This is a genomic window from Methylobacterium sp. B4, assembly GCF_003201865.1.
Lineage (GTDB): Bacteria > Pseudomonadota > Alphaproteobacteria > Rhizobiales > Beijerinckiaceae > Methylobacterium.
In genome coordinates this window covers 95414-118138 of record NZ_QJJJ01000002.1, presented here as the reverse complement: position 1 = coordinate 118138, position 22725 = coordinate 95414, and the positions used below count along the sequence as shown (strand labels likewise).

22 protein-coding genes are annotated in these 22725 nt (G+C 70.9%); 8 read left to right on the top strand and 14 right to left on the bottom strand.

The genetic code is table 11. The annotated features are described in order from the left end of the window. Positions 1–71: 71 nt before the first annotated feature. The 5 genes from hisS to secB form a co-directional block, all read right to left on the bottom strand. Complete coding sequence (hisS, locus tag BY998_RS04155) at positions 72–1583, bottom strand: histidine--tRNA ligase (RefSeq protein ID WP_110350370.1); 1512 nt, start codon at positions 1581–1583, stop codon at positions 72–74. Between the two features lie 81 nt (positions 1584–1664). Beyond that, positions 1665–2036 (bottom strand): tRNA-binding protein, encoded by a 372-nt coding sequence (locus BY998_RS04150; RefSeq protein WP_110350369.1) that lies wholly within the window; start codon positions 2034–2036, stop codon positions 1665–1667. Between the two features lie 74 nt (positions 2037–2110). After that, complete coding sequence (locus tag BY998_RS04145) at positions 2111–2614, bottom strand: DUF3429 domain-containing protein (RefSeq protein ID WP_110350368.1); 504 nt, start codon at positions 2612–2614, stop codon at positions 2111–2113. A 75-nt stretch (positions 2615–2689) separates the two neighbouring features. Next, positions 2690–3934, bottom strand: coding sequence for an MFS transporter (locus BY998_RS04140; RefSeq protein WP_110350367.1), 1245 nt, complete (start codon positions 3932–3934; stop codon positions 2690–2692). A gap of 192 nt (positions 3935–4126) precedes the next feature. Next, positions 4127–4639: a protein-export chaperone SecB gene (gene secB, locus BY998_RS04135; RefSeq protein ID WP_110350366.1), complete on the bottom strand. Its 513-nt coding sequence runs from the start codon at positions 4637–4639 to the stop codon at positions 4127–4129. Between the two features lie 492 nt (positions 4640–5131). Here secB and BY998_RS04130 point away from each other — a divergent pair, with 492 nt between their 5' ends. The 5 genes from BY998_RS04130 to poxB all read left to right on the top strand — a co-directional run bounded on the left by BY998_RS04130 (position 5132) and on the right by poxB (position 11355). After that, positions 5132–5848, top strand: coding sequence for a Tim44/TimA family putative adaptor protein (locus BY998_RS04130; protein ID WP_110350365.1), 717 nt, complete (start codon positions 5132–5134; stop codon positions 5846–5848). Between the two features lie 11 nt (positions 5849–5859). Next, on the top strand, positions 5860–7098 hold the full coding sequence (locus tag BY998_RS04125; RefSeq protein ID WP_181425421.1) for a murein transglycosylase A: 1239 nt from the start codon (positions 5860–5862) through the stop codon (positions 7096–7098). After that, entirely contained in the window at positions 7095–7814 is a 720-nt protein-coding gene (locus BY998_RS04120; protein WP_110350364.1) for a Smr/MutS family protein, read from the top strand. The genes BY998_RS04125 and BY998_RS04120 overlap by 4 nt, the downstream gene beginning before the upstream one ends. 236 nt (positions 7815–8050) lie before the next feature. Then, positions 8051–9394 (top strand): transcription termination factor Rho, encoded by a 1344-nt coding sequence (rho, locus tag BY998_RS04115; RefSeq protein WP_110350363.1) that lies wholly within the window; start codon positions 8051–8053, stop codon positions 9392–9394. 227 nt (positions 9395–9621) lie between these two features. After that, on the top strand, positions 9622–11355 hold the full coding sequence (poxB, locus tag BY998_RS04110) for a ubiquinone-dependent pyruvate dehydrogenase (RefSeq protein WP_110350362.1): 1734 nt from the start codon (positions 9622–9624) through the stop codon (positions 11353–11355). A 28-nt stretch (positions 11356–11383) separates the two neighbouring features. Here poxB and BY998_RS04105 read toward each other — a convergent pair whose 3' ends face one another. Both BY998_RS04105 and BY998_RS04100 read right to left on the bottom strand, forming a co-directional pair. Continuing rightward, positions 11384–12703, bottom strand: a complete 1320-nt coding sequence (locus tag BY998_RS04105; protein WP_110350361.1) for a hypothetical protein — start codon at positions 12701–12703, stop codon at positions 11384–11386. A gap of 133 nt (positions 12704–12836) precedes the next feature. Beyond that, on the bottom strand, positions 12837–13652 hold the full coding sequence (locus BY998_RS04100; protein WP_110350360.1) for a hypothetical protein: 816 nt from the start codon (positions 13650–13652) through the stop codon (positions 12837–12839). A gap of 534 nt (positions 13653–14186) precedes the next feature. Between BY998_RS04100 and BY998_RS04095 the strand changes: the two genes are divergently transcribed. After that, positions 14187–15113, top strand: coding sequence for a lipid kinase (locus BY998_RS04095; protein ID WP_110350359.1), 927 nt, complete (start codon positions 14187–14189; stop codon positions 15111–15113). Between the two features lie 42 nt (positions 15114–15155). Further along, complete coding sequence (locus tag BY998_RS04090; protein ID WP_110350358.1) at positions 15156–15902, top strand: TerC family protein; 747 nt, start codon at positions 15156–15158, stop codon at positions 15900–15902. A gap of 40 nt (positions 15903–15942) precedes the next feature. Here BY998_RS04090 and fhuF read toward each other — a convergent pair whose 3' ends face one another. The 6 genes from fhuF to BY998_RS04060 form a co-directional block, all read right to left on the bottom strand. Continuing rightward, positions 15943–16677 carry a siderophore-iron reductase FhuF gene (fhuF, locus tag BY998_RS04085; RefSeq protein WP_110350357.1) on the bottom strand — a complete coding sequence of 245 codons (735 nt, stop codon included), beginning with the start codon at positions 16675–16677 and terminating at the stop codon, positions 15943–15945. Between the two features lie 149 nt (positions 16678–16826). Next, positions 16827–17693, bottom strand: a complete 867-nt coding sequence (locus tag BY998_RS04080; protein ID WP_110350356.1) for a phosphatase PAP2 family protein — start codon at positions 17691–17693, stop codon at positions 16827–16829. 223 nt (positions 17694–17916) lie between these two features. Continuing rightward, positions 17917–18795, bottom strand: a complete 879-nt coding sequence (locus tag BY998_RS04075; protein WP_110350355.1) for an alpha/beta hydrolase — start codon at positions 18793–18795, stop codon at positions 17917–17919. After that, complete coding sequence (gene dapD / locus BY998_RS04070; RefSeq protein WP_110350354.1) at positions 18795–19649, bottom strand: 2,3,4,5-tetrahydropyridine-2,6-dicarboxylate N-succinyltransferase; 855 nt, start codon at positions 19647–19649, stop codon at positions 18795–18797. Before dapD ends, BY998_RS04075 begins: the two co-directional genes overlap by 1 nt. 63 nt (positions 19650–19712) lie before the next feature. After that, positions 19713–20180, bottom strand: coding sequence for a Crp/Fnr family transcriptional regulator (locus BY998_RS04065; protein WP_110350353.1), 468 nt, complete (start codon positions 20178–20180; stop codon positions 19713–19715). Positions 20181–20309: 129 nt separating this feature from the next. Next, positions 20310–20996: a response regulator transcription factor gene (locus BY998_RS04060; protein WP_110350352.1), complete on the bottom strand. Its 687-nt coding sequence runs from the start codon at positions 20994–20996 to the stop codon at positions 20310–20312. 263 nt (positions 20997–21259) lie between these two features. Between BY998_RS04060 and BY998_RS04055 the strand changes: the two genes are divergently transcribed. Continuing rightward, the gene (locus BY998_RS04055; protein ID WP_245421475.1) at positions 21260–21871 is read left to right on the top strand and encodes a L,D-transpeptidase family protein; all 612 of its coding nucleotides are present in this window, start codon (positions 21260–21262) and stop codon (positions 21869–21871) included. A 66-nt stretch (positions 21872–21937) separates the two neighbouring features. On the opposite strand, the gene BY998_RS04050 is transcribed toward BY998_RS04055, so the two are convergent. Further along, positions 21938–22654 carry a YggS family pyridoxal phosphate-dependent enzyme gene (locus BY998_RS04050; protein ID WP_110350350.1) on the bottom strand — a complete coding sequence of 239 codons (717 nt, stop codon included), beginning with the start codon at positions 22652–22654 and terminating at the stop codon, positions 21938–21940. Positions 22655–22725 lie beyond the last annotated feature (71 nt).

The window sequence follows — 22725 nt, the reverse complement described above, 5'->3', positions numbered from 1 at the left end:
CATTGCCGGGAGCACTAAAGCTCCCGGCTTCTCCTCCGCCGTCATCGCGAGCGGCCTGGCTCCCTCTCGCCTCACCCGAAATGGAGGGCCAGGACCTCGCGGACCGCTTCGACCATCCGCTCCACCGGCACCGAGACCTGCGCGGGACGCGAGGCCTTCCACTCGGCGTTGCTGGCGATCGCCTCTGCCTTGCGTGCGCCTTCGATCAGGTCCTTGATCTGGACCTCGCCGGCCTCGCGCTCGTTCGAGCCCTGGATCACCACCGCAGGTGCCCGGCGCCGGTCGGCATATTTCATCTGCGCCTTCATCCCGGCCGCGCCGAGATAGAGTTCGGCCCGGATGTTTTCGGCGCGCAGGCGCGTGACCAGCGCCTGATATTCGGCGATGTTCTCACGATCCAGAACCAGCACGACGACGGGACCGGGCTTGGCCGCGCCCTCGACGAGCGGGCTCTTAGTCAGCCGCAGCGCCGAGAACAGGCGCGAGACGCCGATGGAGAAGCCGGTCGCCGGCACCGGCTCGCTGCGGAAGCGCCCGACGAGGCCGTCGTAGCGTCCGCCGCCCGCCACCGAGCCGAAGCGCACGGTCTGGCCGTCCTCGTTGGTGACGGGGAAGGTCAGCTCCGCCTCGTAGACGGGGCCGGTATAGTATTCGAGCCCGCGCACCACGCTCGGGTCGGCCCGCACCCGGTCGTGGCCGTAGCCCGCCGCCTCGCACAGGCGCATGATCGCGTGCAATTCGGCGATGCCCTCCCGGCCGGTCTCGGACGTGCCGACGACCTCCTGCCAGGAGCCGAAGAACTTCTCCCAGAATGCCATCCGGTCGGCGCCCTCGTGCGGGCTCGCCTCGAAGCCGACATAGGCCAGGATGCGCTCGATGGCGGCGTCCGAAAGACCGGCGCCCTTGGTGAAGTCGCCGCTCTCGTCCTTGCGGCCGGGGCCGAGCAGCAGGCGCACGCCGTCCGCGCCGAGGCGGTCGAGCTTGTCGATGGCGCGCAGAACGGTGAGCCTCTGGCCCGCCTTGTCGGGACCGGCGAGGCCGATCGCCTCCATCACCCCGTCCAGCACTTTGCGATTGTTGACCTTGACCACGTACTGGCCGGCGAGCCCGAGGCGCTCCAGCGTGTCGGCCATCAGCATGCAGGTCTCGGCATCCGCCGCGACGGAGGCGGCACCGACGATGTCGGCGTCGAACTGCATGAATTGGCGGAAGCGGCCCGGTCCCGGCTTCTCGTTGCGGAAGACGTAGCCCGCCCGATAGCTGCGATAGGGTTTGGGGATCGCGTCGAAGTTTTCGGCGACGTGGCGGGCCAGCGGTGCCGTCAGGTCGTAGCGGAGCGAGAGCCATTGCTCGTCGTCGTCCTGGAACGAAAAGACGCCTTCGTTCGGCCGGTCGAGATCCGGCAGGAACTTCCCCAGCGACTCGGTGTACTCGACGAAGGGCGTCTCCAGCGCCTCGAAGCCGTAGAGCTCGAAGGTCTGCCGGATCGTGTCCAGCATACGCCCCTGAGCGAGGATGTCGGCCTCATGCCGGTCGGGGAAGCCGCGCGGCAGGCGGGGTTTCAGGGTCTCGGCCTTGGCCATATCGTCGCCGATCGGAGCGGTTCTTGAAGGGAAACCCGGCTCTATCGCAGGCGGCCGTGAGGCGGCAACCCGAACGGCGCTCTAGAACAGGCGGCTGCCGTCGGGCACCGGCCGGTCGGGGGCGAACAGGACGACGGCGCCCGCCTCGTCGGCAAAGCCCAGCGTCAGCACCTCCGACAGGAACTTCCCGATCTGGCGCGGCGGGAAGTTCACCACCGCCGCGACCTGCCGGCCCACCAGCGTCCCGGGCGCGTAATGCTCCGTGATCTGCGCGCTGGAGCGCTTGGTGCCGATCACCGGTCCGAAATCGATCACGAGCTTGATCGCGGCTTTTCGCGCCTCGGGAAAGGCTTCCGCCGAGACGACGGTGCCGACGCGGATGTCGACGGCGAGGAAGGCGTCGAAGCCGATCTTCTCGGATTCCGGGGCGGTGGGATCGTGGCTGACGTGCATGGGCCGGTCGGAGTGCTGGCGGTGCGGCGTTCTACGAAAGCCGCCGACATTCTCCAATCATCCTCAACGGAGGCTCAGAGCGTCAGGCGGTAGGCCAGGAGCGCCCCGAGGCCGAGCACCGCCAGGGGGATCTGCGCGGGCCGCAGGCGCTCGAAGAACAGGGGCGCCTCGCCGCGGCGGGCGGCGATGGGGTCGAGGATCGTGATCTCGGTGAAGCCGGCCATCAGCAGGCCGAGCGCGATGGCCGGCTTGCCGAGGGCGAAGGCGAGCAGGGCACCGTAGCCGAGCAGGAACAGGCTCAGCATCGTGAGGATCTGCGCCGGCCTCGCGCCGCCCTCGGTGCGGAAGCTGACGCCGCGGCGCACGCCCGACAGGAACAGCAGGATCGCGCAGCCCCAGAGCAGGGTCAGGGTGAAGACCGCCTCGGCCGCCCCGGCCGGCAGCAGCCAGACCAGCACCGCCCCGGCGACGAAGGGCAGCATCGGCCCGTAGCCGAACACGACGCTGAGCCAGGGCACCGCCCGCGGCTCGTAGGCCCGGATGGTTCGTCCGCTGTCGTCGTCCTGAATTCGGGCCATGGACACCTCGTGGCCGAGAAGGCCGCCCGGTGAACCGGCGGGACGCCAGCCTGTTCTGGGGATCGGATCCTGCGATCAGGCCGACCCCTCGGCGGCGCGCAGCCGCTCCGCCCGGCGGGTGCGGCGGCGGCGGGACGGGCTCTCCTCGGTGGTGGCGGCGAGCCACCAGACCAGGACGAGCGCGCCGATGCCGGCCGCGCCGAGCGCCAGGAAGGCGCCCGACCAGCCGAACCAGCCCTGGGCGAGACCGCCGTACCAGGCCGAGAGCGCGCCGCCCGCACCCTGCACGGCGTTGACGGTGCCGAGCGCGGTCTGGGTGCGGCCCGAGCCCCAGGTCAGGTCGGCCACGACCACCGGGACCGCCACACCGATGATGCCCGAGGCCACGCCGTCGAGGATTTCGGCGGTGATGAGCCAGTACGGATCGTCGACGAAGGCCGAGAGCGCCGCCCGGATGGGCAGGGCGACACAGGCGGCGATGAGGAGCTGTCGCCGGCCGCGCCGGTCGGCGAGCGAGCCGGCGGCCAGCGCCACGGGCACCATCACCAATTGCGCCACCATGACGTAGCGGGCGGTCCAGGCGGTGGGATTGTCGGCGGTGTGCACGAGCTTCTGCCCGAGCAGGGTCAGCATGCCGCCGTTGCCGAGCTGGAACAGGGCGAGTGCCACGGCGAGCACGAGCAGCCGCTTGTTGGTGAAGACCTGGGTGTAGGAGGAGCGGGCCGGTGCCGCCTCGTCCTCCTCCTTCCAGCCCGCGGCCCGGCGCCCGTTGAAGGCGTGCGCGGGCATGGCCAAGGTGGCGGCGATGGCCGCCGCCGCCATCGTGCCGAGCACCCAGAAGGCGATCTCCGGCCCGAACCGGGCGGTGCCGACGGTGATGAGGCCGGCGGCGATCAGGATGCCGACATGGTTGAAGGCCTGGTTGCGGCCCTGCTGGCGCGGGAAGGCGTCCTTGCCGACGACGCCGAGCGTCAGCGCGGTCACCGCGAGCAGCAGCAGTGTTCCGCCCGCGGCGGCGAGGAACTGCGCGGCGAGCACCGGCAGGAAGGAATGAGCCGGCATCAAGAGCAGCGTGCCGGCGAGGATCGCGGCGCAGGCGATCACGATGAGCAGGCGCGGCCGCCCGAGCCGATCGACGAGTGCGCCGAAGGGGCCGCTGAGCAGCAGCGTGCCCGCGCCCACCAACGTGGTGACGAGCCCGACCTGCGACGGGCTCCACTGCCGCATCTGCGCGAGCCACGTGCCGAGAAACGGCCCGAGCCCGCCCTGGATGTCGCCGATGAAGACATTGATCAGGGCAAGGTGGGTGGTGGGCGCCATGCTGTCCTTGGGGCTGATCCGGGGGCGGGCGCCTAACGCACCGCCGCGCTCCTTGCAACGCTTGCAGGGCCCATCCGGTCTCCCGCCCCGTGCGGGTTCGCCGCGAGGCCGCAACGAAAAAGGGCCCCGCATCGCGGAGCCCCGTGCCGTGTTCGAACCGGTTTCGCCGTCCGGCCGGAGCCGGGTCCCGCCTCAGGAGGCGAGCGGCGCGTTCGGTCCCGCAGCGCCCTCGGCGCCCTGGGCTTCCATCATCTTCTGACGGTAGAGGCCGACGAAATCGATCGGGTCGATGTAGAGAGGCGGGAAGCCGCCGTTGCGCACCGCCTCGGCGACGATCTGGCGCGCGAAGGGGAAGAGCAGGCGCGGGCACTCGATCATCACGGCCGGATGGATCTGGTCCTGCGGGATGTTGCGCATGCGGAAGATGCCGGCATATTTCAGCTCGAAGGCGAACAGCACCTCGTTCTTGATCTTGGCGTCGCCCTCCAGCGTCAGCTCGACCTCGAAATCGGCCTCGGCGATCTGCTGGGCGTTGACGTTGACCTGAATGTTGATCTGAGGCCCGCCCTCCTGCGGCTGCAGGGAGCGCGGCGCGTTCGGGTTCTCGAAGGAGAGGTCCTTGGCATACTGCGCCAGCGCGTTGATCGCGGGCGCGAGATCCTCGGTCTGTGCGCCGTTGCCGTTGGGTGCCGCGGTATCGGCCATGGCGTCTCTCCTCCTCGCGTCGTCGTGCGCGGGTTCTGAAGAAGCGCACGAGCGCCCCTTCGGCGCGGGCTGCGGCTACCATGCCCGTACCGCGTGAACAAGCCGAACCCGGGCGATGCGGGCGCCCTCGGCCCCGGGGCGCCGGCAGCACGTTCGAGCCCGGTTCTCGACCGCGCGTGAATGGGACGCGGGGGCCCGTCTCGCCGGCTTGCCTGGAATCGCTCGCAGGCCGGCCCATATCACGATAAGGTCACGGACTTTGGCAGTCGGAGACAAACGGCCAAGAGCGCCTTGCAAGACATCTCGTCCCGGCTCGATCCCCGCGCCGCCCTCGGCTAAGAGCCGTTTCGCGACAGGTTCCGCCGCCCGCCGGCGGGGCCTTCGCGAACCATCTTCCGGAGCATGGCGGGCGGGATCACGGGACGGACCCCTCGTCCGCGCAGCCTTCGGGCGCCGGACTCACGCGTGCGACGGTCACGATTCGGATCGGTGATGCAGGATTCCTTCGACGTAACGACCCTGATCTTCCTGGCGCTGGCCGTCTTCGTGATCTGGCGGCTGCGCTCGGTGCTCGGCCAGAAGACCGGCACGGAGCGCTCGCCCTTCCGGCCGGTCGAGCGCAACCGCACCGAGCCGCAGGCCGGACGGGGCGAGGGCGACAACGTGGTGCGTCTGCCCGGCGCGGACCGCGCCCAGGCCGGCGCCGCGGTGCAGACCGCCCCGCGCGACTGGCGCGGCATCGCCGAGCCGGGCTCGGCGGTCGCCCGCGGCCTGGAGCAGGTGGTTCAGGTCGAGCCGGCCTTCGAGCCCCGCGCTTTCCTGGAAGGAGCGAAGGGAGCCTACGAGGCCATCGTCATCGCCTTCGCCAAGGGGGACCGCAAGACCCTGCGCGCGCTGCTGTCCCGGGAGGTCTGCGAGGGCTTCGAGCGGGCGATCTCGGAGCGCGAGAAGCGCCACGAGACCGTGGAGACCACCTTCATCTCCATCGACAAGGCCGAGATGGTCGCCGTCGAGGTGAAGAACCGCGTCGCGCAGGTCACCGTGCGCTTCCTCTCGAACCTCATCACCGCCACCCGCGACGCGGAGGGCAAGGTGATCGACGGCAATGCCGAGACCGGCGTCGAGGTGCCCGACGTCTGGACCTTCGCCCGCACGCTGGGCTCGCGCGATCCGAACTGGCAGCTCGTCGCCACCGACGCGGGCGGCTGATCGGTTCCGTCATGCCGTCCCGGCGCGTTTCCCTTCCGGCCGCAGCGGTTCTCGCCGCTGCGGCCGTTTCCGTTGCGGCCCCCTGTCTGGCCGAACCCTCCCCCGCGCCCCCGCAAGTCCCGGGCGCGGTGCTGGAGCCGGTCGTGCTCGCCGCCCTGCCGGGCTGGCGCGAGGACGATGCCGGCGCCGCCCTCGACGCCTTCCGCCGGACCTGCGCGGGGCCCGGCCCCAACCCGCCGCAAGCCGCGGGCGTGACGGGCACGCCCGCCGATCTCGCGGCAGCCTGCGCGAGCGCCGCCGCGGTGAGGCCGGGTGAGGCGAAGAAATTCTTCGAGGCTCGGTTCTCGGCCTACCGCATCGTGCGCCCCGCTTCCGGCACGGAGCCGGAGCGCAGGGCCGGCTTCCTCACCGGCTATTTCGAGCCGGAGCTGACCGGCTCCCTCGAACCCGGCCCCGGCTACACCGCCGCCGTCCTGGCCCGGCCCGACGACCTCGTCAGCCTCGCCCCCGGCGAGACGGCGCCCGGCCTCGATCCGGCCTACCGGGCGGGACGCCGGACCGAGACCGGGCTCGTGCCCTATCCCGACCGTGCGGCGATCGAGGACGGGGCGCTCGGCGCCCGCACCCGGCCGCTCCTGTGGCTGCGGGATTCCGTCGATCTCTTCGTGCTGCAGGTTCAGGGCTCCGGCCGCGTCCGACTGCCCGACGGCCGCTCGATGCGGGTGCTCTACGACGGCAAGAACGGCCAGCCCTATACCTCGATCGGCAAGCTCCTCGTCGCCGAGGGCCACCTGCCCATCAACGGCCTCAGCCTGGAGCGCTGGACCTCGTGGCTGCGCGCCAATCCGGACCATGCTCGCCGGCTGATGCGGATGAACGCCTCCTACATCTTCTTCCGGACCGAGCCGGTGACCGACCCCACCCTCGGCCCTCCCGGCGCGGCGGGCGTTCCCCTGAGCCCCGGCCGCAGCATGGCGGTGGATGGAGGCTTGTGGCGCTACGGCCTGCCGTTCTGGCTGGAGGGCAAGCTGCCGGGCCAGCCCGGCCGCGGCCATCTCGTCGTCGCCGCCGATACCGGCTCGGCCATCGTCGGCCCGGCCCGGGGCGATCTCTATGTCGGCACCGGCGCCGCGGCGGGCCGCGCGGCGGGCGACCTGCACGACCGCATGGGCTTCGTCGTGCTGATCCCCAAACCCTCCGCGCAGGACACGGCCGCGCCGGAGGCCGCCACCGGAGCGGGACGGCCGTGAGTGCGCGGCCGCCGCGGCGCGCGCGCCTTCTCTCGCGGGAGGAAGCCCATCTCTGGGGAGAGATCGCCAAGCTGATCACCCCCCTGCGCGGTCGCGCCAAGCCGAAGAAGCCGCCCCCGCCCGAACCCGAGAAAGCCGCCGCGCCGCGGCCGAACCCGGCCGCTCCGTCCCGTCCGGCGGTGCGGCCGGCCGCGAAGAAGGCGGTGACCCCTCCCCCCGCTCCTTTCCCCGCCCGGCCGTCCCCCACGGCGGCCCCGTCCCGAAAGGTCGGGAAGCCGCTCAAGCTCGGCGATCTCGCCCCCGAGATCGCCCGCACCGGCCCGGCACCGGGCCAGGCGCCACCGCCCTCCCTCCCGGTTACGCCCGGACTCGAGCGGCGGGAGCGGCGCGGGCTGGAGCGGGGCAGGCTGGAGATCGAGGCGCGCATCGACCTGCACGGCCTCTACCAGGCGGAGGCCCATTCCGCCCTGGTTGGGTTCCTGCTGCGCTGCCGCGCGGCGGGGCATGCCCGCGTGCTCGTGGTGACCGGCAAGGGCGGTGAGGGCTCGGCCTTCGGCGCTGGGGAGCGCGGCTTCTCGGAGCGCGGCGTGCTCCGGCGCAGCGTGCCCCACTGGCTGCGGGGACCGGAGCTGCGCGGTTTCGTCCTCGGCTTCGAGGAGGCGGCGCGCCATCACGGTGGGGCCGGCGCTCTCTACGTGCGGCTGCGGCGGCGATAATCTCCCCAAGACTTCAAGTTCTCGGGTCTTGAGCCGGGCGGCGAAACGCGCTATTGACCCCTGCTCTCCGATTGCAGCCGTGTCGCATCCCGAGGTCGTTCTGGCCGAGCGGACCCGATGCGTGGACCGGGCCGCGCGCCCGCGGCGGCTACGGACCTGGAACGTCTCCCCGGCGTTCAGCCCTGCTCCCCGACCGGCCGATTCTTTCCCGCCATTCGTTGGTTGCATCCTCCCACATGACGTCACAGAACGACGCTCTCGCCCCCGTCGAAGCTCCGGCCGAAAGCGCGCCTGCGCCGGCCGATCTCGTCGCACGACGCGAGATGCGGCTTCAGGATCTCAAATCCAAATCGCCGACCGAGCTCACCGCTTTCGCCGAGGAGGTCGAGGTCGAGAACGCCTCGACCATGCGCAAGCAGGAGTTGATGTTCGCAATCCTCAAGCAGCTCGCGGCCAACGAGACCGAGATCATCGGTGCCGGCACGGTCGAGGTGCTCCAGGACGGGTTCGGCTTCCTGCGCTCGAACGACTCGAACTACCTGCCGGGTCCGGACGACATCTACATCTCGCCGACCCAGATCCGCCGCTTCGGCCTGCGCACGGGCGACACGGTGGAGGGCCCGATCCGCGGCCCCAAGGACGGCGAGCGCTACTTCGCGCTGATCAAGGTCAACACGATCAACTTCGAGAACCCGGAGAAGATCAAGCACAAGGTCCATTTCGACAACCTGACGCCGCTCTTTCCCACCAAGCGGTTCAAGCTCGAACTGGACAACCCGACCAAGAAAGATTTTTCGCCCCGCATCATCGACATCGTCTCGCCGATCGGTAAGGGCCAGCGCGCCCTGATCGTCGCGCCGCCGCGCACGGGTAAGACCGTGCTGATGCAGAACATCGCGCAGTCGATCACCCTCAACCACCCCGAATGCTACCTCATCGTGCTGCTCATCGACGAGCGCCCGGAAGAGGTGACCGACATGATCCGCTCGGTGAAGGGCGAGGTCATCGCCTCCACCTTCGACGAGCCGGCCACCCGCCACGTGCAGGTCGCCGAGATGGTGATCGAGAAGGCCAAGCGGCTGGTGGAACACGGCCGCGACGTGGTGATCCTGCTCGATTCCATCACGCGCCTCGGCCGCGCCTACAACACCGTGGTGCCCTCCTCCGGCAAGGTGCTGACCGGCGGCGTCGACGCCAACGCCCTGCAGCGGCCCAAGCGCTTCTTCGGCGCGGCCCGCAACATCGAGGAGGGCGGCTCGCTCACCATCATCGCCACCGCGCTGATCGACACCGGATCGCGCATGGACGAGGTGATCTTCGAGGAGTTCAAGGGCACCGGCAACTCCGAGATCATTCTGGACCGCAAGGTCTCCGACAAGCGCATCTTCCCGGCCATCGACATCACCCGCTCCGGTACCCGCAAGGAGGAGCTGCTGGTCCCGCCGGATTCGCTCAAGAAGACCTACGTCCTGCGCCGCATCCTCAACCCGATGGGCGTCACCGACGCGATCGAGTTCCTCATGGACAAGCTGCGCCAGACCAAGAGCAACGGCGATTTCTTCGACTCGATGAACACCTGAGGCGAAGGCCTCGAACGGATCGGCCGGCATCGCCGGCCGGTCCCGGCCCGCACGGTTGCCGACGGAGCGCCGGGCGGACGCATCGCGAGCGATCCTGCCGCGCCCGATGGGCGTGATGTGCGAAATTATGCAGTAATCGCAAAATCTTCCGCCCGCCCGAACCAATGCCCCCTCGCGACGTTGGCCCGCCATGACTGCCCGAGGGCGGTCTTGTTCGGAGACGGCGCATGGCAACCCGCAACGTATCGGATCTCGTGGTCGAAACGCTCGAACTGGCGGGCGTGCGACGTGTCTACGGTCTCGTCGGCGACAGCCTGAACGGGATCACCGAGTCGATCCGGAGCCGCGGCGTCATCGACTGGGTGCATGTCCGCCACGAGGAGGTGGCCGCCTTCGCCGCCGCGGGTGAGGCGCAGGTGACGGGCGAACTCGCGGTCTGCGCCGGGTCCTGCGGACCGGGCAACCTCCACCTCATCAACGGTCTGTTCGACGCGCACCGCACCCGCACGCCGGTTCTGGCGATCGCCGCGCACATTCCCTCCTCCGAGATCGGGCTGAACTACTTCCAGGCCACCCGGCCGGAGGAGCTGTTCCGCGATTGCAGCCATTTCTGCGAGTTGGTCTCCGACCCCGAGCAGCTGCCCAACGTGCTGGAGACGGCGATCCGCACGGCCGTGGGCCAGCGCGGCGTCGCCGTGATCGTCATTCCCGGCACCGTCGCCCTGAAGGAGGCGCCCAAGCGCGCGTTGGCCGCTCCCGCGACGCTTCGCCCGCGCGCGCCCGTCACCGTGCCGCCGGCCGACGAACTCGACCGCTTGGCGAACCTGCTCAACACCTCCAAAAAGATCACGCTGCTGTGCGGCCGGGGCTGCGCCGGGGCGCACGCGCCGTTGATGCGGCTGGCCGAACGGCTCAAGAGCCCGATCGTCCACGCGCTCGGCGGCAAGGAGCATGTCGAGCACGACAACCCCTACGACGTCGGCATGACCGGGCTGATCGGGTTCTCCTCGGGCTACGCGGCCATGGAGGCCTGCGAGACCTTGCTGATGCTCGGCACCGACTTCCCCTACCGTCAGTTTTATCCCGAGCACGCCAAGATCGCGCAGGTCGATCTGCGGCCCGAGAACCTGGGCAAGCGCTGCCGGCTGGAACTCGGCCTCGTCGGTGACGTCGCCGCCACCCTCGAAGCCCTGCTGCCGCGGCTCACCGGCAACGACAGCGACCGCCATCTGCAGGCGAGCCTCAAGCACTACGCCAAGGCGCGCGAAGACCTCGACGACCTCGCCACCGGCAAGCCCGGGCGCAAACCGATCCACCCGCAATATCTCACGCGCCTGCTGAGCGAGGCGGCGACCGACGACGCCGTGTTCACGGCCGATGTCGGCACGCCGACGGTCTGGGCCGCCCGCTACCTCGCCATGAGCGCAGGGCGGCGTCTGATCGGCTCCTGGGCGCACGGCTCCATGGCCAACGCCCTCCCCCACGCCATCGGCATCCAGGCGGCGAGTCCGGGCCGGCAGGTGATCTCGCTGTCGGGCGACGGGGGTTTTGCCATGCTCATGGGCGATATCCTCACCCTGACCCAGGAGAAGCTGCCGGTGAAGGTGGTCATCTTCAACAACGGCACGCTGGGCTTCGTCGAACTGGAGATGAAGGCGGCGGGCTACCTGGAGACCGGCGTCGCGCTCGAGAACCCGGATTTCGCCGCCATGGCCCGCGCCATCGGCATCCACGCCCACCGGGTCGAGGATCCGGGCGATCTGGAGGGAGCGATCCGGGACGTGCTGGCCCATCCCGGCCCCGCCTTGCTCGACGTGGTGACGAACCGCCAGGAACTCGCCATGCCGCCCAAGCTCCAGGCGGAGCAGGTGAAGGGCTTCAGCCTCTACGCGCTCCAGGCCGTGATGAACGGGCGCGGCGACGCGATCCTCGACCTCGCCCGGACCAACCTGCTGCGCTGAGGACGGGAACGGTGAGGGCCCTGCGCCCTCACCGCTTCCACACCCCGAGCCGCTCGGTGCGGGCATGATCCTCGGCCGCGGCAAGATCGGGCGTCGCTTCCGCCGAGGCGCGGCCTCCGCCGTTGAACAGCACCACTTCCGAGAGGTCGCGGCCCTCCACGGTGCAGATATGCGCGCTGCTGCCGGGGGCCGGCTGGCAGCTCACCTGCCGTCCGCGCAGATACTTCGACAATTCGTCGGCCTGCCCGCCGCGGACCCACTCGACGCCGAACAGGCGCACGACCTTTCCGCCCACCCGCAGTGTCGCGGTGTCGATCACCTCGGGTATGCCGGTCAGGGCATTGGGGTTGCTGCGTCGCGGCTCCGGCTCCGGCGGGCGCGCCTCCGGCGTCTCGGAGGGCGGCGCATCGGGGGCCGGCTCGTCGGATCCGCGCTGCCCCGAGACCGGTGGTGCTTCGGCCGGCGCCGTCTGGGCCGTCTGCGTCTCGGAGCCCGACCGGGCGGCCGAGCCGGCCTCCTCGCCGGTGCCTCCCCGCAGAGAGAGGGCAGCCACGAGACCCGCGCCCGCCAAAGCGCCGAGGGTCATCAGGACCACCGGCCGCCGGCTTCCGGCGGAGAGGGCGTCGTCCATGAGGTCGCGGACCCGGGTCAGCTTCTGGCCGGGCTGAAATCCACCGGCGAGCCGCTGCCAGCCCGCGCCGAGCCGTGCCCGTGCCTCGGTCAAGCGCTGCGCCGCGTCGAGGGGTGCGCTTGCAGCGGTCGACGGGGACATGCCGTCCGTGGCCGCGATGGGAGCCGAGACCGGGGCCGGACGCGGCCGGGCCTTCAGCCGCTCGGCGAGACGGCTGCGCCAGCCCTCCACGGTCTCGCTCGCCGCGCTGGCGAGCGCCCGGCTCCGTTCGGCCGAGGTGTTCGCCAGCGAGCGCGCCAGGGCCGATTGCGTCTCGACGAAGCGCGCGCCCGCCGCCCGCACATCGGCGATAGCGTCCCGCGGAGGCTCCGGTTCCGGCTCTGGTTCCGGCGGCAGGAACAGGGGCGCGTGCTGCGCGCGAAGCTCCTCGACGAGTTCGTGCAGGGTCAGCGGCACGCCGGCCCCCTCCCCCGCGCCGCGCAGCCGCACCGCGCCGCCGCGATCGACGATCCGGTAGCCCGGCACGCCGTCGGCGGGCTCGACGAAGCCTTCCGCGATCAGCGCCAGGGTCCGGCGCGCGACCGGGCGCACGCCCCGCCGGTCGAGTTCGGCCAGGATCAGCGCGCGGATCCGGCGGTCATCCTCGGAGAGAGGTGCCTCCGGCGGCGCGGCGGCCTCCTCGCTGGTCCGGCTTGCGGCCTTTGCCGATCCCTTCACGTGTCCGATGCCCCGTCTCTCACCCGTTCCGGGCCCCCTGATGGAGGGGCCTCCGCCGCCTCCTTCTACAGCATGGACCGCGCAGGACTATGCGGTCCATGCGGCGGCTGTGTCCGCTCCGTGTGGCCCCCACTCAGGCCCCCCCGGACCCGCCCCGGCTGAGGACGCGGCTCGATTCGGAGACGACCACCGGGCGCCCGCCCGCGAAGCTCACGGTGAGGAGGAGTTCGGCGACGCCCTGGGAGCGAGCGCCGCGGCTGGGGCTCACGGCCGTGAAGTCGTAGACGGTGCGCACGAGGCAAGTCGCGCTGGGCCCGTCGCAGGCGACGCGCGGCTCGCCCTGCGGCTCGTAGCGCCGCTCCGGCCATCGGCGCACGAAGCGGCGCTTCTCGGCCATCAGGGCCGGGATCGCGAGGTTGCGGCCGTGGAAGCGCACCTGTCCACCGTAGAAGCGCGGGGCGGAGGCCAGCATCGCGCCGTTCGGTGCCGAGATGCTGGCGAGGTAATCGAGGCTCAGGCGCTGCGCCGCGATCGCCCAGTCGGAGAAGCGCGAATCGGGCTCGGCCCGGGCCATTGCGGCCGGCGGCGGGGTTATGGCCGGGCTCATGGGGCGATGGGTGCGCGCGGCCTGGGCACGGGCGCGCTCGCGGATCGCAGCCCGGCGCCCGCGATGGGCCTCGGCGGCGTGATCCCGCTCGGCCGTCCGCCCGTAGGCCCGCTCCTGGCGCCGGGCGCTGCGCCGGGTGGGCGCGGCCGCCCGACGGGTCTCGGCGACCTCGTCCGGCGCGGCCTCGGAACGGTTGCCGGCCTCCGGCGCCGGCTTGGCCCGCTCGGCCCCGGTACCGGGCGCGCCCGACTTCGCGGGCGGATCGACCCAGTTCGGGCTCTGCTGGGCCTGGGCCGCGCAGGCGGTGGAGAGGAGGAAGGTCAGGAGCAGGGCGGGGCGCATGGCAAGACCGATCGGACAGGCAGGCCGGTAGGATGCCGCGCGAAATGCCCGGAACCGGCGGCGTGCACCGTCGGCTCAAGGCGGCAGGAAGGGTTTCGCGGGCGGCGCTCGGGTGGACGGAACGCGCGACGAGACCGCTACGGTTCCACGTTTTTCCGTCGAAGGGCTCGGTTTGCCTACACCGGGGGCGCCCCGCTTGCGACCGATGGCACCGCCAGGGGCGAGGTTACCCCCGCTCTCCCCGCGACCGGCCCCTCCCCTGTTCGTGTGCGGGCCCGGCCCTTGCCATCAGGCGGTGAGTGACCACCTTGAGCGTAGCCGCCTCCCTGCGCGTCTGGGGGCGGGCCGCTTCTTTCGGGAGCGGCGGGCACGATGCCCCGAGGCGGGTCCGGGCCCCTCTGACGGTCGAGGCGTCGACCGTGATGTCGGATCCTTCAACCGCTCGCGCGGACGCGGCGCGAGAGCGTGCGAGGATATCCCTTTGCCGGCCATGCTGGTCTTCTTGCCCCGTTCGAACGCGTGCGGAGCGGTTTCTTGAGTGCGGGCGCGCAAAGCCAGCGCCGGGCTCTCTTCCTCGTCAACGCCAAGGCCCGCAACGGCGGCGCTCCGCTCGACGCGATCCGCACGATCCTGCGCGAGGGCGGCCTCGAACTCGTGGAGCCGGAGGACAGCGCCGATTGCCACGCGGTGATCGGGCGTCACGCGGGGTCGGTCGATCTCGTGGTCCTCGGTGGGGGCGACGGCACCATGAACGCGGCGTCCCAGGCCTTGGTCGAGACCAAGCTGCCCTTCGGCATCCTGCCGCTCGGCACTGCCAACGACCTCGCCCGCTCGCTCGGCCTGCCTCTCGATCCGGAAGCGGCCGCGCGCGTCATCCCCACGGCGCCCGAGAAGGCGATCGATCTCGGCTGGGTCAACGGGCACTACTATTTCAACGTGGCCAGCGTCGGCTTCTCGGCGGACCTCGCCAGCGAACTTACGGCGGAAGCCAAGAAGGCCTGGGGCACCGTCGGCTACGCCATCGCCGCCTTCCGGCTCCTCCGCCGCGCCCGCCCCTTCACCATCACCATCGAGCATGACGGTCGCACCGAGAAGGTGACCACGATCCAGGCTTCGGTCGGGAACGGGCGGCACTACGGCGGCGGCATGACGGTGCAGGAGGACGCCACCGTCGATGACGGACGGCTCGACTTCTACAGCCTGGAGGTCGCCCATTGGTGGCGGCTGATCGCGCTGCTGCCGGCCCTGCGCCGGGGCACCCACGGCAAGGCGGCGGACGTGCGCGCCTTCGAGACCACGGAACTGGTGCTGAAGACCCGCAAGCCGCGGGCGGTCAACACCGATGGCGAACTGACGACCTGGACGCCGGCCCATTTCAAGGTCGTGCCCAAGGCCGTGCGGGTCCTCGCGCCGCCGGACGGGGCGCCGGGCTCGTCGGCCCGCTTCCCCCTGCCCTTCTGAGGCCGCGCCCGCCCCTCTCCCCTCCGACCGACGGAACGACTCGTGGACGACCTGCTGCAACTCGCCGCCGATCCCACCGCCTGGGCCGCCCTCGCGACGCTGATCGTGATGGAAGTGGTGCTCGGCATCGACAACCTGATCTTCATCTCGATCCTGACCAACCGGCTGCCGGAGCATCAGCAGAGCCGGGCCCGGCGCATCGGCATCGGCCTCGCGCTGGTGCTGCGGCTCGCCCTGCTCGGCACCGTGGCCTGGATCGTCCATCTGACGGAGCCGGTCTTCGAGATCCTCGGAAAGGGCTTTTCCTGGCGCGATCTCATCCTCATCGCGGGCGGCCTGTTCCTTCTCTGGAAGGCGACCAAGGAGATCCACCACAGCGTCGATCCGGCGCCGGAGGAGAAGGCGGGCCAGCAGGCGGCCCTCAATTTCGGCTCCGCCATCGCGCAGATCCTGTTGCTCGACCTGGTCTTCTCGGTCGATTCGATCATCACCGCCGTCGGCATGACCGACCACGTGCCGATCATGGTGATCGCGGTCGTCACGGCCGTCACCGTGATGCTGATCGCAGCCGATCCGCTCTCGCGCTTCATCGCTGCGAACCCGACCGTCGTGATGCTGGCGCTCGGCTTCCTCATCATGATCGGCATGACGCTGCTGGCCGAAGGCTTCGGGGCGCATGTGCCCAAGGGCTACATCTACAGCGCCATGGCCTTCTCGGCGGGCGTGGAAGGGCTCAACATGCTGGCCCGGCGCCGCAAGCGCGCCAAGAACTCGATCGGGAAGGCGTGAGGCCGGTTTTCCCGTGAAAACCCGGCGGGGGACGTAGCTTTCAGCCGCTCTCCCCCGTCCGCCTGAGAAGCGGGCAGACGCCTTCGCAATGCGAGGAACCCGGCAGACCGTGTCGCAGGCAGCAGACCCGGCGGCGCGGCGGCTCGCGCCCCGCAACCGCATCGGCGCGCATCAGGGTGAGCGCCGAGCAGGCTTCGCGGGGCCAGCGCAGCGCGCGCAGGGCCTCGGTCACCTCCCCGGCGCGGTCCGGGTTTTCCCGTCGGATCTCGCTCAGGGTCCAGAACAGGTGTCCGCCGGCATTCTCCCATAGCAGCCGCGTCGACAGGCCGGTCTCCGCCCGCAGCGAGCGGATGACGGGCGCGACCGATTCGGCGAGCAATCGGTCGACCTGCGCCGGGAGCGGGGCCGGCCATGCGAATTCCTGCGCGAGATGGGCCGTCGCGGGCAGCCCGGTCGCCGGGGCCAGATGGAGGGAGCCCAGCGGGAGATCCCGTCCGAGCCGCGCTCCTGCGGCAAGGGCGGGCGCGATCAGACCGGCGAAGAGATAGGCACTCCAGAGGGAGGCGACCGCCGGACGCTCACAGCCCGGATGCGCATCCGCGAAGGCGGCGAGGGCATCGGCAAGGACACCCGAACGCCCGAGTTCCTGCAGGGTGCAAGCCGCCGGATCGGGATCGCGGCGCAGCCGGCCCGAGAACGGGGCGAAGGCGCCCGTGAGTGCGCCGTCGAGGTCGGCTTGCGTGACGGTGCTCAGGGCGGAAATCGCCTCACCCACGGTCGGTCAGGCCCGCATCGAGCGGCCGGGATCGCCCACGATTACAGAACCGGGTTCGACCACTGCAATACCTGGGGCAGCGGCGAGCGTTCGCGCTGACCTGACGTCGCATGCCGACCCGTGGGCCGGCGAAGCATCCCGACGGATGCCTAAAGCAACGGCTGACGGGCCGCCGCATCCTCGCGGAGGCAGATCGCAGGATCGGGCTTCGTCCCCTCCCCGCCCAGGGCCCGCTTCAGGTCGGCACGGGCCCGCTCCAGATCCGCGCGGAAGCCGGAATCCGTCATCAGCACGGCGACCAATGCCGAGGCGCCGGTGCGGGCGGCCTCGACATCGCTGAGCCAGTGGACGCCGCAAACCACCCGACTCTCGCCGTAGAGCCGGCTGCGCACGAGGAACTGCGTTGCCTTTTCCGGCATCAGGTTCGCCATGATCAGGCCGTAGGCCCAGCCCTGGCCGGCATGACCGGACGGATAGCTGAAGCTGTCGGCGAGCTCGGGCGTGCGGGCAACGCAGATCGGCGCAGCGTTGCCGACGAAGGGCCGCAGGCGGCGGTAGCGCCGCTTCGCGACACGGGTGGCCCGGGCGATGTCGATGCGGGCGCGGTCGAGCAGGCGCATCAAGTCGGGCACGCGGGTCTGGTCGATGCGTTGCCCGAGCACGCAGGCATAATCTTCGAGGAGGGCGGCACCGCCATCGGCGACGTCGTTGGTGGCCAGGGCCCAGCGCGGGCTGCCCTCGTAGGCCCGGGTGGCGTTGTAGACCGCCTTGTCCGCCGCCTCCGCCGCGGAATGACCCGCCGGGGGTGGCGGCAGGATCGCCACGAGGTTCGGTGTCGCCTCCTCGCTCAGATAGCCCTTCGGGGCGGCGGTGCCGAGCTTGTCCCGCTCCAGCGACGGCGCCGATTTCGCGGCGGGGTCCGGCGGTGCGGCCGGCTGCGCCCGGAGCGGAGCGGCGGCGAGGAGGAGCATCAGCAGGCCGCCGAGGCGAACCGGCGCACGGGTCGAACGGGACATCGGAACAGGCTTTCGGGGACCGTGTCGAGAAGGTCGGGAGCCTCGCTCGGGAAGCGGAGCGCGTCGTCCGGGCCGAGGCTCCGAGCTATCTATGGGCGCCGTGCGACAGGCGCGTCACAGGTTCACTACCTTGAAGGGGTTTCGAACGAGGCGAAAGCCGGCCGGACGCCGGGAGAGGTGACAGGACGGAGGAAGCGAAAGGCGCCCGCATTCGAGCGAACGCTCAGGCCGCCCGGATCGCTTCGGCGATCTCGCGCGGAAACTCCTCGTGCGGGCTCAGCGCGCCCGGCACCCGACGCGCGACGACGCGGCCCGTCCCGATCAGGGCATCCATCTCGGCGCCCGAGCGCCGGGGCACCCCCTCCGGGCGCAGCACGGAGACGGGCGGCAAGCCCTCGTCGAACAGGGCCAGGAACGGCTCGCGCGTATCGAAGGGATCGAGCCCACCGGTGACGAAGGCGGCGGTGCCGAACCGGCCCCGGCGCTGGCGGGTGATCCGATGCTTGGCGGCGACAACATCGGGCGTGACATGCGCGGCGTCCGCGTAGACGTGGGCGCGCATCATCCGGCCGATGATCGGCGGGCTGATATTGATGCGATAGAGCGCTTCGCCGAGGAGCGGCATCTCGACCGCCCGGCGGATCCGGCCGAACCAGCGGGCGCGCTCAGGTCCCATGGCGGTCGGTAGCGGTCCGCGCCAGGTCGGCGCGACGAGCACGAGCCGTTCGAAGGCGCTCGGATGGCGGCGCGCGGCGGCCGCGAGATAGGGGGCGGCGTGTCCGGCCGCGACGGCGAGGGCGTAGGGACCGGGCGCCGCCGCGAGCAGGGCGTCGAGGAAGGTGTGCAGGGTCTCGGGGTTCAGCGGCAGGGCGGCCCGCGCGTGGGCACCGAAGCCCGGCCAATCTGGCACGAGGCAGCGATGAGCCACCCCGAGTTCGCGGGCCAGCGGCAGCATCTCCTCGCGGGCTGAGATCGAGGAAAGGGCGGGCAGGAGCAGCGCGGGCGGCCCCTCCCCGACCTCGGTACAGGGCGTCGGAACCCGGTGACCCGCGACCGTCAGGTCGAAGGTCCGCGTGACGAGGGCGGTTCCGACGGGCGCCATCAGGTCCGCAGCAGCTCGTTGATGCCGGTCTTGGCGCGGGTGCCCGCATCGACGCGCTTGACGATGACGGCGCAGTAGAGGCCGGGGCCGGGGGTGCCGTCCGGCAGGGGCTTGCCGGGCGTGGTGCCGGAAACGACCACCGAGTAGGGCGGCACGCGGCCGTAGAAGGTCTCGCCCGTGTTGCGGTCGATGATCCGGGTCGAGGCGCCGATATAGACGCCCATCGACAGGACCGAGCCCTCGCCGACGATCACGCCCTCGGCCACCTCGGCGCGGGCGCCGATGAAGCAGTTGTCCTCGATGATGACCGGGTTGGCCTGGAGCGGCTCCAGCACGCCGGCGATGCCGGCGCCGCCCGAGATGTGGCAGTTCTTGCCGACCTGCGCGCACGACCCGATCGTCACCCAGGTGTCGACCATGGTGCCCTCACCCACATGGGCGCCGAGATTGATGAAGCTCGGCATCAGCACCGCGCCCGGCGCGATGTAGGAGCCGCGGCGCACGAAGCAGCCCGGCACCGCGCGGAAGCCGGCGGCACGGAACTCGGCTTCGCCCCAGCCGGAAAACTTGGAGGGCACCTTGTCCCACCAGGGGGAGGAGCCGGGGCCGCCCTCGATCGGCACCATGTCGTTGAGGCGGAAGGAGAGAAGCACCGCCTTCTTGAGCCACTGGTTGACCTGCCAGGACTCGTTGCCCTTCTCGGCGACGCGGGCCTTGCCGGAATCGAGCAGATTCAGCGCCTCGTCCACCGCCTCGCGCACCGCGCCCGTGGTCGCGGTCGAGATGCCGGTGCGCTCCTCCCAGGCGGCTTCGATGGTCTTCTCGAGATCGGCGTGGGGCGCGGCTTGGGACATCGGGGCTTTCCGGACTGATCGGCGGCAAAGGATGGCCGTGCTTACAAAAGCCGCCCGCCCCTGTCACCGTTTGCGTGGGGACGGCGCGCCGAGCCGCCCGCGCACGCTCGACAGGCCCTGGACGAGATCGATGAGTTCCTCGGCCATGCCGCTGCGGATCGCCAGCGCGACATCGGGGAACTCGCGCAGCACGCGGCTCATCACCGATGGGGTGACGCGCATCACTTCGGAGGGCTCGGTCGCCCGCGCCTCCGCCGGCCGCTCCGCCTGATGGAACAGGGCGTTGCGCCCGATCACGCCGGAGCGGGAGACGGTGACCGGGGCCTCCGACGCCCGCCGCGGGGTCAGTGCTATGGTACCCGACATCACCACGTAGCCGCCGTCCGACGGCTCGCCGCGCGCGAACAGCAGATCACCCGCCTCCAAGGTGCGCCGTTCGCCGGCAAAGCACAGCAGGCGCAGGGCGTCGCGCTCGAACAGCTCGAACACCGGCGCCGCGGAGAGGATCGCGATGTCGTCGTCGAGCCCCAACGCCTGCCCCACCTCTCGGCCGCGAAATCCTGCCTCTGCGGCCAAGCCTAGCCGATACGGACCCCGCGCGAAACGGCGTCCCCGCGGCGGACCTGTGTGCGGAGGTGGATACTGGTTCCCCGGTGAGGATCAGGGCAGCAGCTTGTAGCCGCCGCCCTCCGTGACGAGGATGGCCGCGACTGCGGGGTTCGGCTCGATCTTCTGGCGCAGCCGGTAGATGTGCGTTTCCAGGGTATGGGTGGTGACGTGGGCGTTGTAGCCCCAGACCTCGGCGAGCAGCGTGTCACGCCCCACCACCTCGCGGCCGGCGCGGTAGAGGTAGCGCAGGATCGCCGTCTCCTTCTCGGTCAGCTTCAGCTTCGAGCCGCGCTCGCCCACCAAGAGCTTGGCGCCCGGCCGGAAGGTGTAGGGACCGATGCGGAACACCGCGTCCTCGCTCGCCTCGTGCTGGCGCAGCTGCACGCGGATTCGGGCGAGCAGCACCGCGAACTTGAAGGGCTTGACCACGTAGTCGTTGGCGCCGGCCTCCAGCCCCTCGACCATGTCGTCGTCGGATTCCTGCGCCGTCAGCATGATGATCGGCCCGCGATAGCCGTTACGGCGCAGCGTGCGCACGGCCTCGCGCCCGTCCATGTCCGGCAGGCCGACATCCATCACGATCAGGTCGACGGGGTCCTGGCCCACGCGGGCGAGCGCTCCGGCCGCCGTTGGCTCGCCGACGACGGAGAATTCGTCGTACGCGTCGATCTGCTCCGTCAGCGCTTCGCGCAGGGCCTCGTCGTCGTCACAGACGAGGAGGCAGTAAGGATTCGACATCGACGCAGTCGCTCTCGACAAACTTTCCGGCCCCGCACACCCCGCGCGAAGCTCGGGCAAGTGACCGGGATAATCTCATGACGGCAAGCCGGTCCAGAGAGGCAGATCACCCTCTGGCTTGGCTGCCGACGGAACCCTCACGGTCCCATCCGGAAATAAACTTAGTTCGTTTTACGCTACAGGAAATCCGCAACGCGCGCTTATGCATAATTTTCGCCACGTTCAAACCGTCACGTCCGCTTGACGGCAGGGAGCCGGAAAGCGTGCGGGACAAACCGGCAATGCGGCGGGTGAAGAACAGGAAGTTCGGAGCGAAGGGTGGCGAGGCGACGAGAGCCCGGCAGGCCACGACGCTCGCCATCCTGCAGGTTCGCCCTCTGCCGGGAGACCCGACCCGCGGCACGCTGAGCGCGGGCCGGTCCGTCCTGCCCTGCGCCCTTGGGCGTGCGGGCGTGACGATTCGCAAGCGTGAGGGGGACGGCGCCTCGCCCCGGGGCGTCTTTCGCCTGCGCGGCGGCTTCTACCGTCCGGACCGCTTCCTCGTCCGGCCCGCGAGCGCGCTGCCGCTGCGGCCGACGCGGCCGCAGGACGGCTGGTGCGATGCGCCGAGAGACCGGCGCTACAACCGACCCATTCCTCTACCGAGCGATACGGCGAGCGCCGAGGCGCTGTGGCGCGACGACGGGCTCTACGACCTCGTGATCGACCTCGACTACAATCGGGGACCGATCCGCCCGGGGCGCGGCTCGGCGATCTTCCTGCACGTCGCCCGCGCCGGTTACCGGCCGACGGAGGGCTGCGTCGCTCTCAGGCCCGGCGATCTGCTGCGCCTGCTCCGCCGCCTCGGACCGCGCACGCGCCTAGCGATCCGCTGACACTCTTATTTCGCCGGCTCATCGTCTGGTGCTGATGCCGACCCGAGCCGGAACCACGGTCTTCGCTCAGCGCTTCGCCCGGCGTCCGAAGATCGCGGTTCCGACGCGGACATGGGTGGCGCCCATCTGGATCGCGGCCGGGTAATCGGCGCTCATGCCCATGGAGAGGATCGGCAGGCCGTGGCGCGCCGCGATGCGGGCGAGCAGAGCGAAATGGGGGGAGGGCGGGTCCTCGGCCGGCGGGATGCACATCAGGCCGTGGATGGCGAGGCCGTGCGTCTCGCGGCACTCGGAGAGCAGCACATCCACCTGATCGGGCGCGACGCCGGCCTTCTGCGCTTCGTCGCCGGTATTGACCTGCATCAGCAGCTTGGGCGCCCGCCCCGTCCGCTGAATCTCCTTGGCGAGCGCGGCCGCCAGCGACAGCCGGTCGAGCCCGTGGATCACGTCGAAGAGTTCGACCGCCTCGCGCGCCTTGTTGGATTGCAGCGGACCGACGAGATGCAGCTCGACATCTGGGTAGCGCTCCCGAAGCGCCGGCCACTTGGCCTTCGATTCCTGCACGTAGTTCTCGCCGAAGATCCGCTGCCCGGCTTCGAGGGCCGGCAGGATGCCCTCGGCCGGCACCGTCTTCGAGACGGCAACGAGCTGGACGCTTGCGGGATCGCGCTCGTTGTCCTCGGCCGCCCGGCGGATGCCGTCGCGCACCTCCGCGAGACCGGCGGCGACATCGGCCTCGCCGACCGGCGGCAGGGTATCGAGGTTCGGGGTGTTCTCCGTCATCGCGTCTCCTTGCGGCGGACGCCCGCGGACTTCAAGGTCGCGTCCGCGCTTTTCCATTCATCGCCCCAGCG

Excerpts from the sequence above, each read along its gene's own strand:
- BY998_RS04075 (WP_110350355.1), bottom strand. The coding sequence starts at position 18,795 with ATGGCGCCCGTCGGAACCGCCCTCGTCACGCGGACCTTCGACCTGACG.
- BY998_RS04080 (WP_110350356.1), bottom strand. The coding sequence starts at position 17,693 with ATGTCCCGTTCGACCCGTGCGCCGGTTCGCCTCGGCGGCCTGCTGATG.
- BY998_RS04125 (WP_181425421.1), top strand. The coding sequence starts at position 5,860 with ATGCCGTCCCGGCGCGTTTCCCTTCCGGCCGCAGCGGTTCTCGCCGCT.
- BY998_RS04100 (WP_110350360.1), bottom strand. The coding sequence starts at position 13,652 with ATGCGCCCCGCCCTGCTCCTGACCTTCCTCCTCTCCACCGCCTGCGCG.
- BY998_RS04145 (WP_110350368.1), bottom strand. The coding sequence starts at position 2,614 with ATGGCCCGAATTCAGGACGACGACAGCGGACGAACCATCCGGGCCTAC.
- BY998_RS04130 (WP_110350365.1), top strand. The coding sequence starts at position 5,132 with ATGCAGGATTCCTTCGACGTAACGACCCTGATCTTCCTGGCGCTGGCC.
- dapD (WP_110350354.1), bottom strand. The coding sequence starts at position 19,649 with ATGTCCCAAGCCGCGCCCCACGCCGATCTCGAGAAGACCATCGAAGCC.
- hisS (WP_110350370.1), bottom strand. The coding sequence starts at position 1,583 with ATGGCCAAGGCCGAGACCCTGAAACCCCGCCTGCCGCGCGGCTTCCCC.
- BY998_RS04140 (WP_110350367.1), bottom strand. The coding sequence starts at position 3,934 with ATGGCGCCCACCACCCACCTTGCCCTGATCAATGTCTTCATCGGCGAC.
- BY998_RS04150 (WP_110350369.1), bottom strand. The coding sequence starts at position 2,036 with ATGCACGTCAGCCACGATCCCACCGCCCCGGAATCCGAGAAGATCGGC.
- secB (WP_110350366.1), bottom strand. The coding sequence starts at position 4,639 with ATGGCCGATACCGCGGCACCCAACGGCAACGGCGCACAGACCGAGGAT.
- BY998_RS04060 (WP_110350352.1), bottom strand. The coding sequence starts at position 20,996 with ATGTCGAATCCTTACTGCCTCCTCGTCTGTGACGACGACGAGGCCCTG.
- rho (WP_110350363.1), top strand. The coding sequence starts at position 8,051 with ATGACGTCACAGAACGACGCTCTCGCCCCCGTCGAAGCTCCGGCCGAA.
- BY998_RS04050 (WP_110350350.1), bottom strand. The coding sequence starts at position 22,654 with ATGACGGAGAACACCCCGAACCTCGATACCCTGCCGCCGGTCGGCGAG.
- poxB (WP_110350362.1), top strand. The coding sequence starts at position 9,622 with ATGGCAACCCGCAACGTATCGGATCTCGTGGTCGAAACGCTCGAACTG.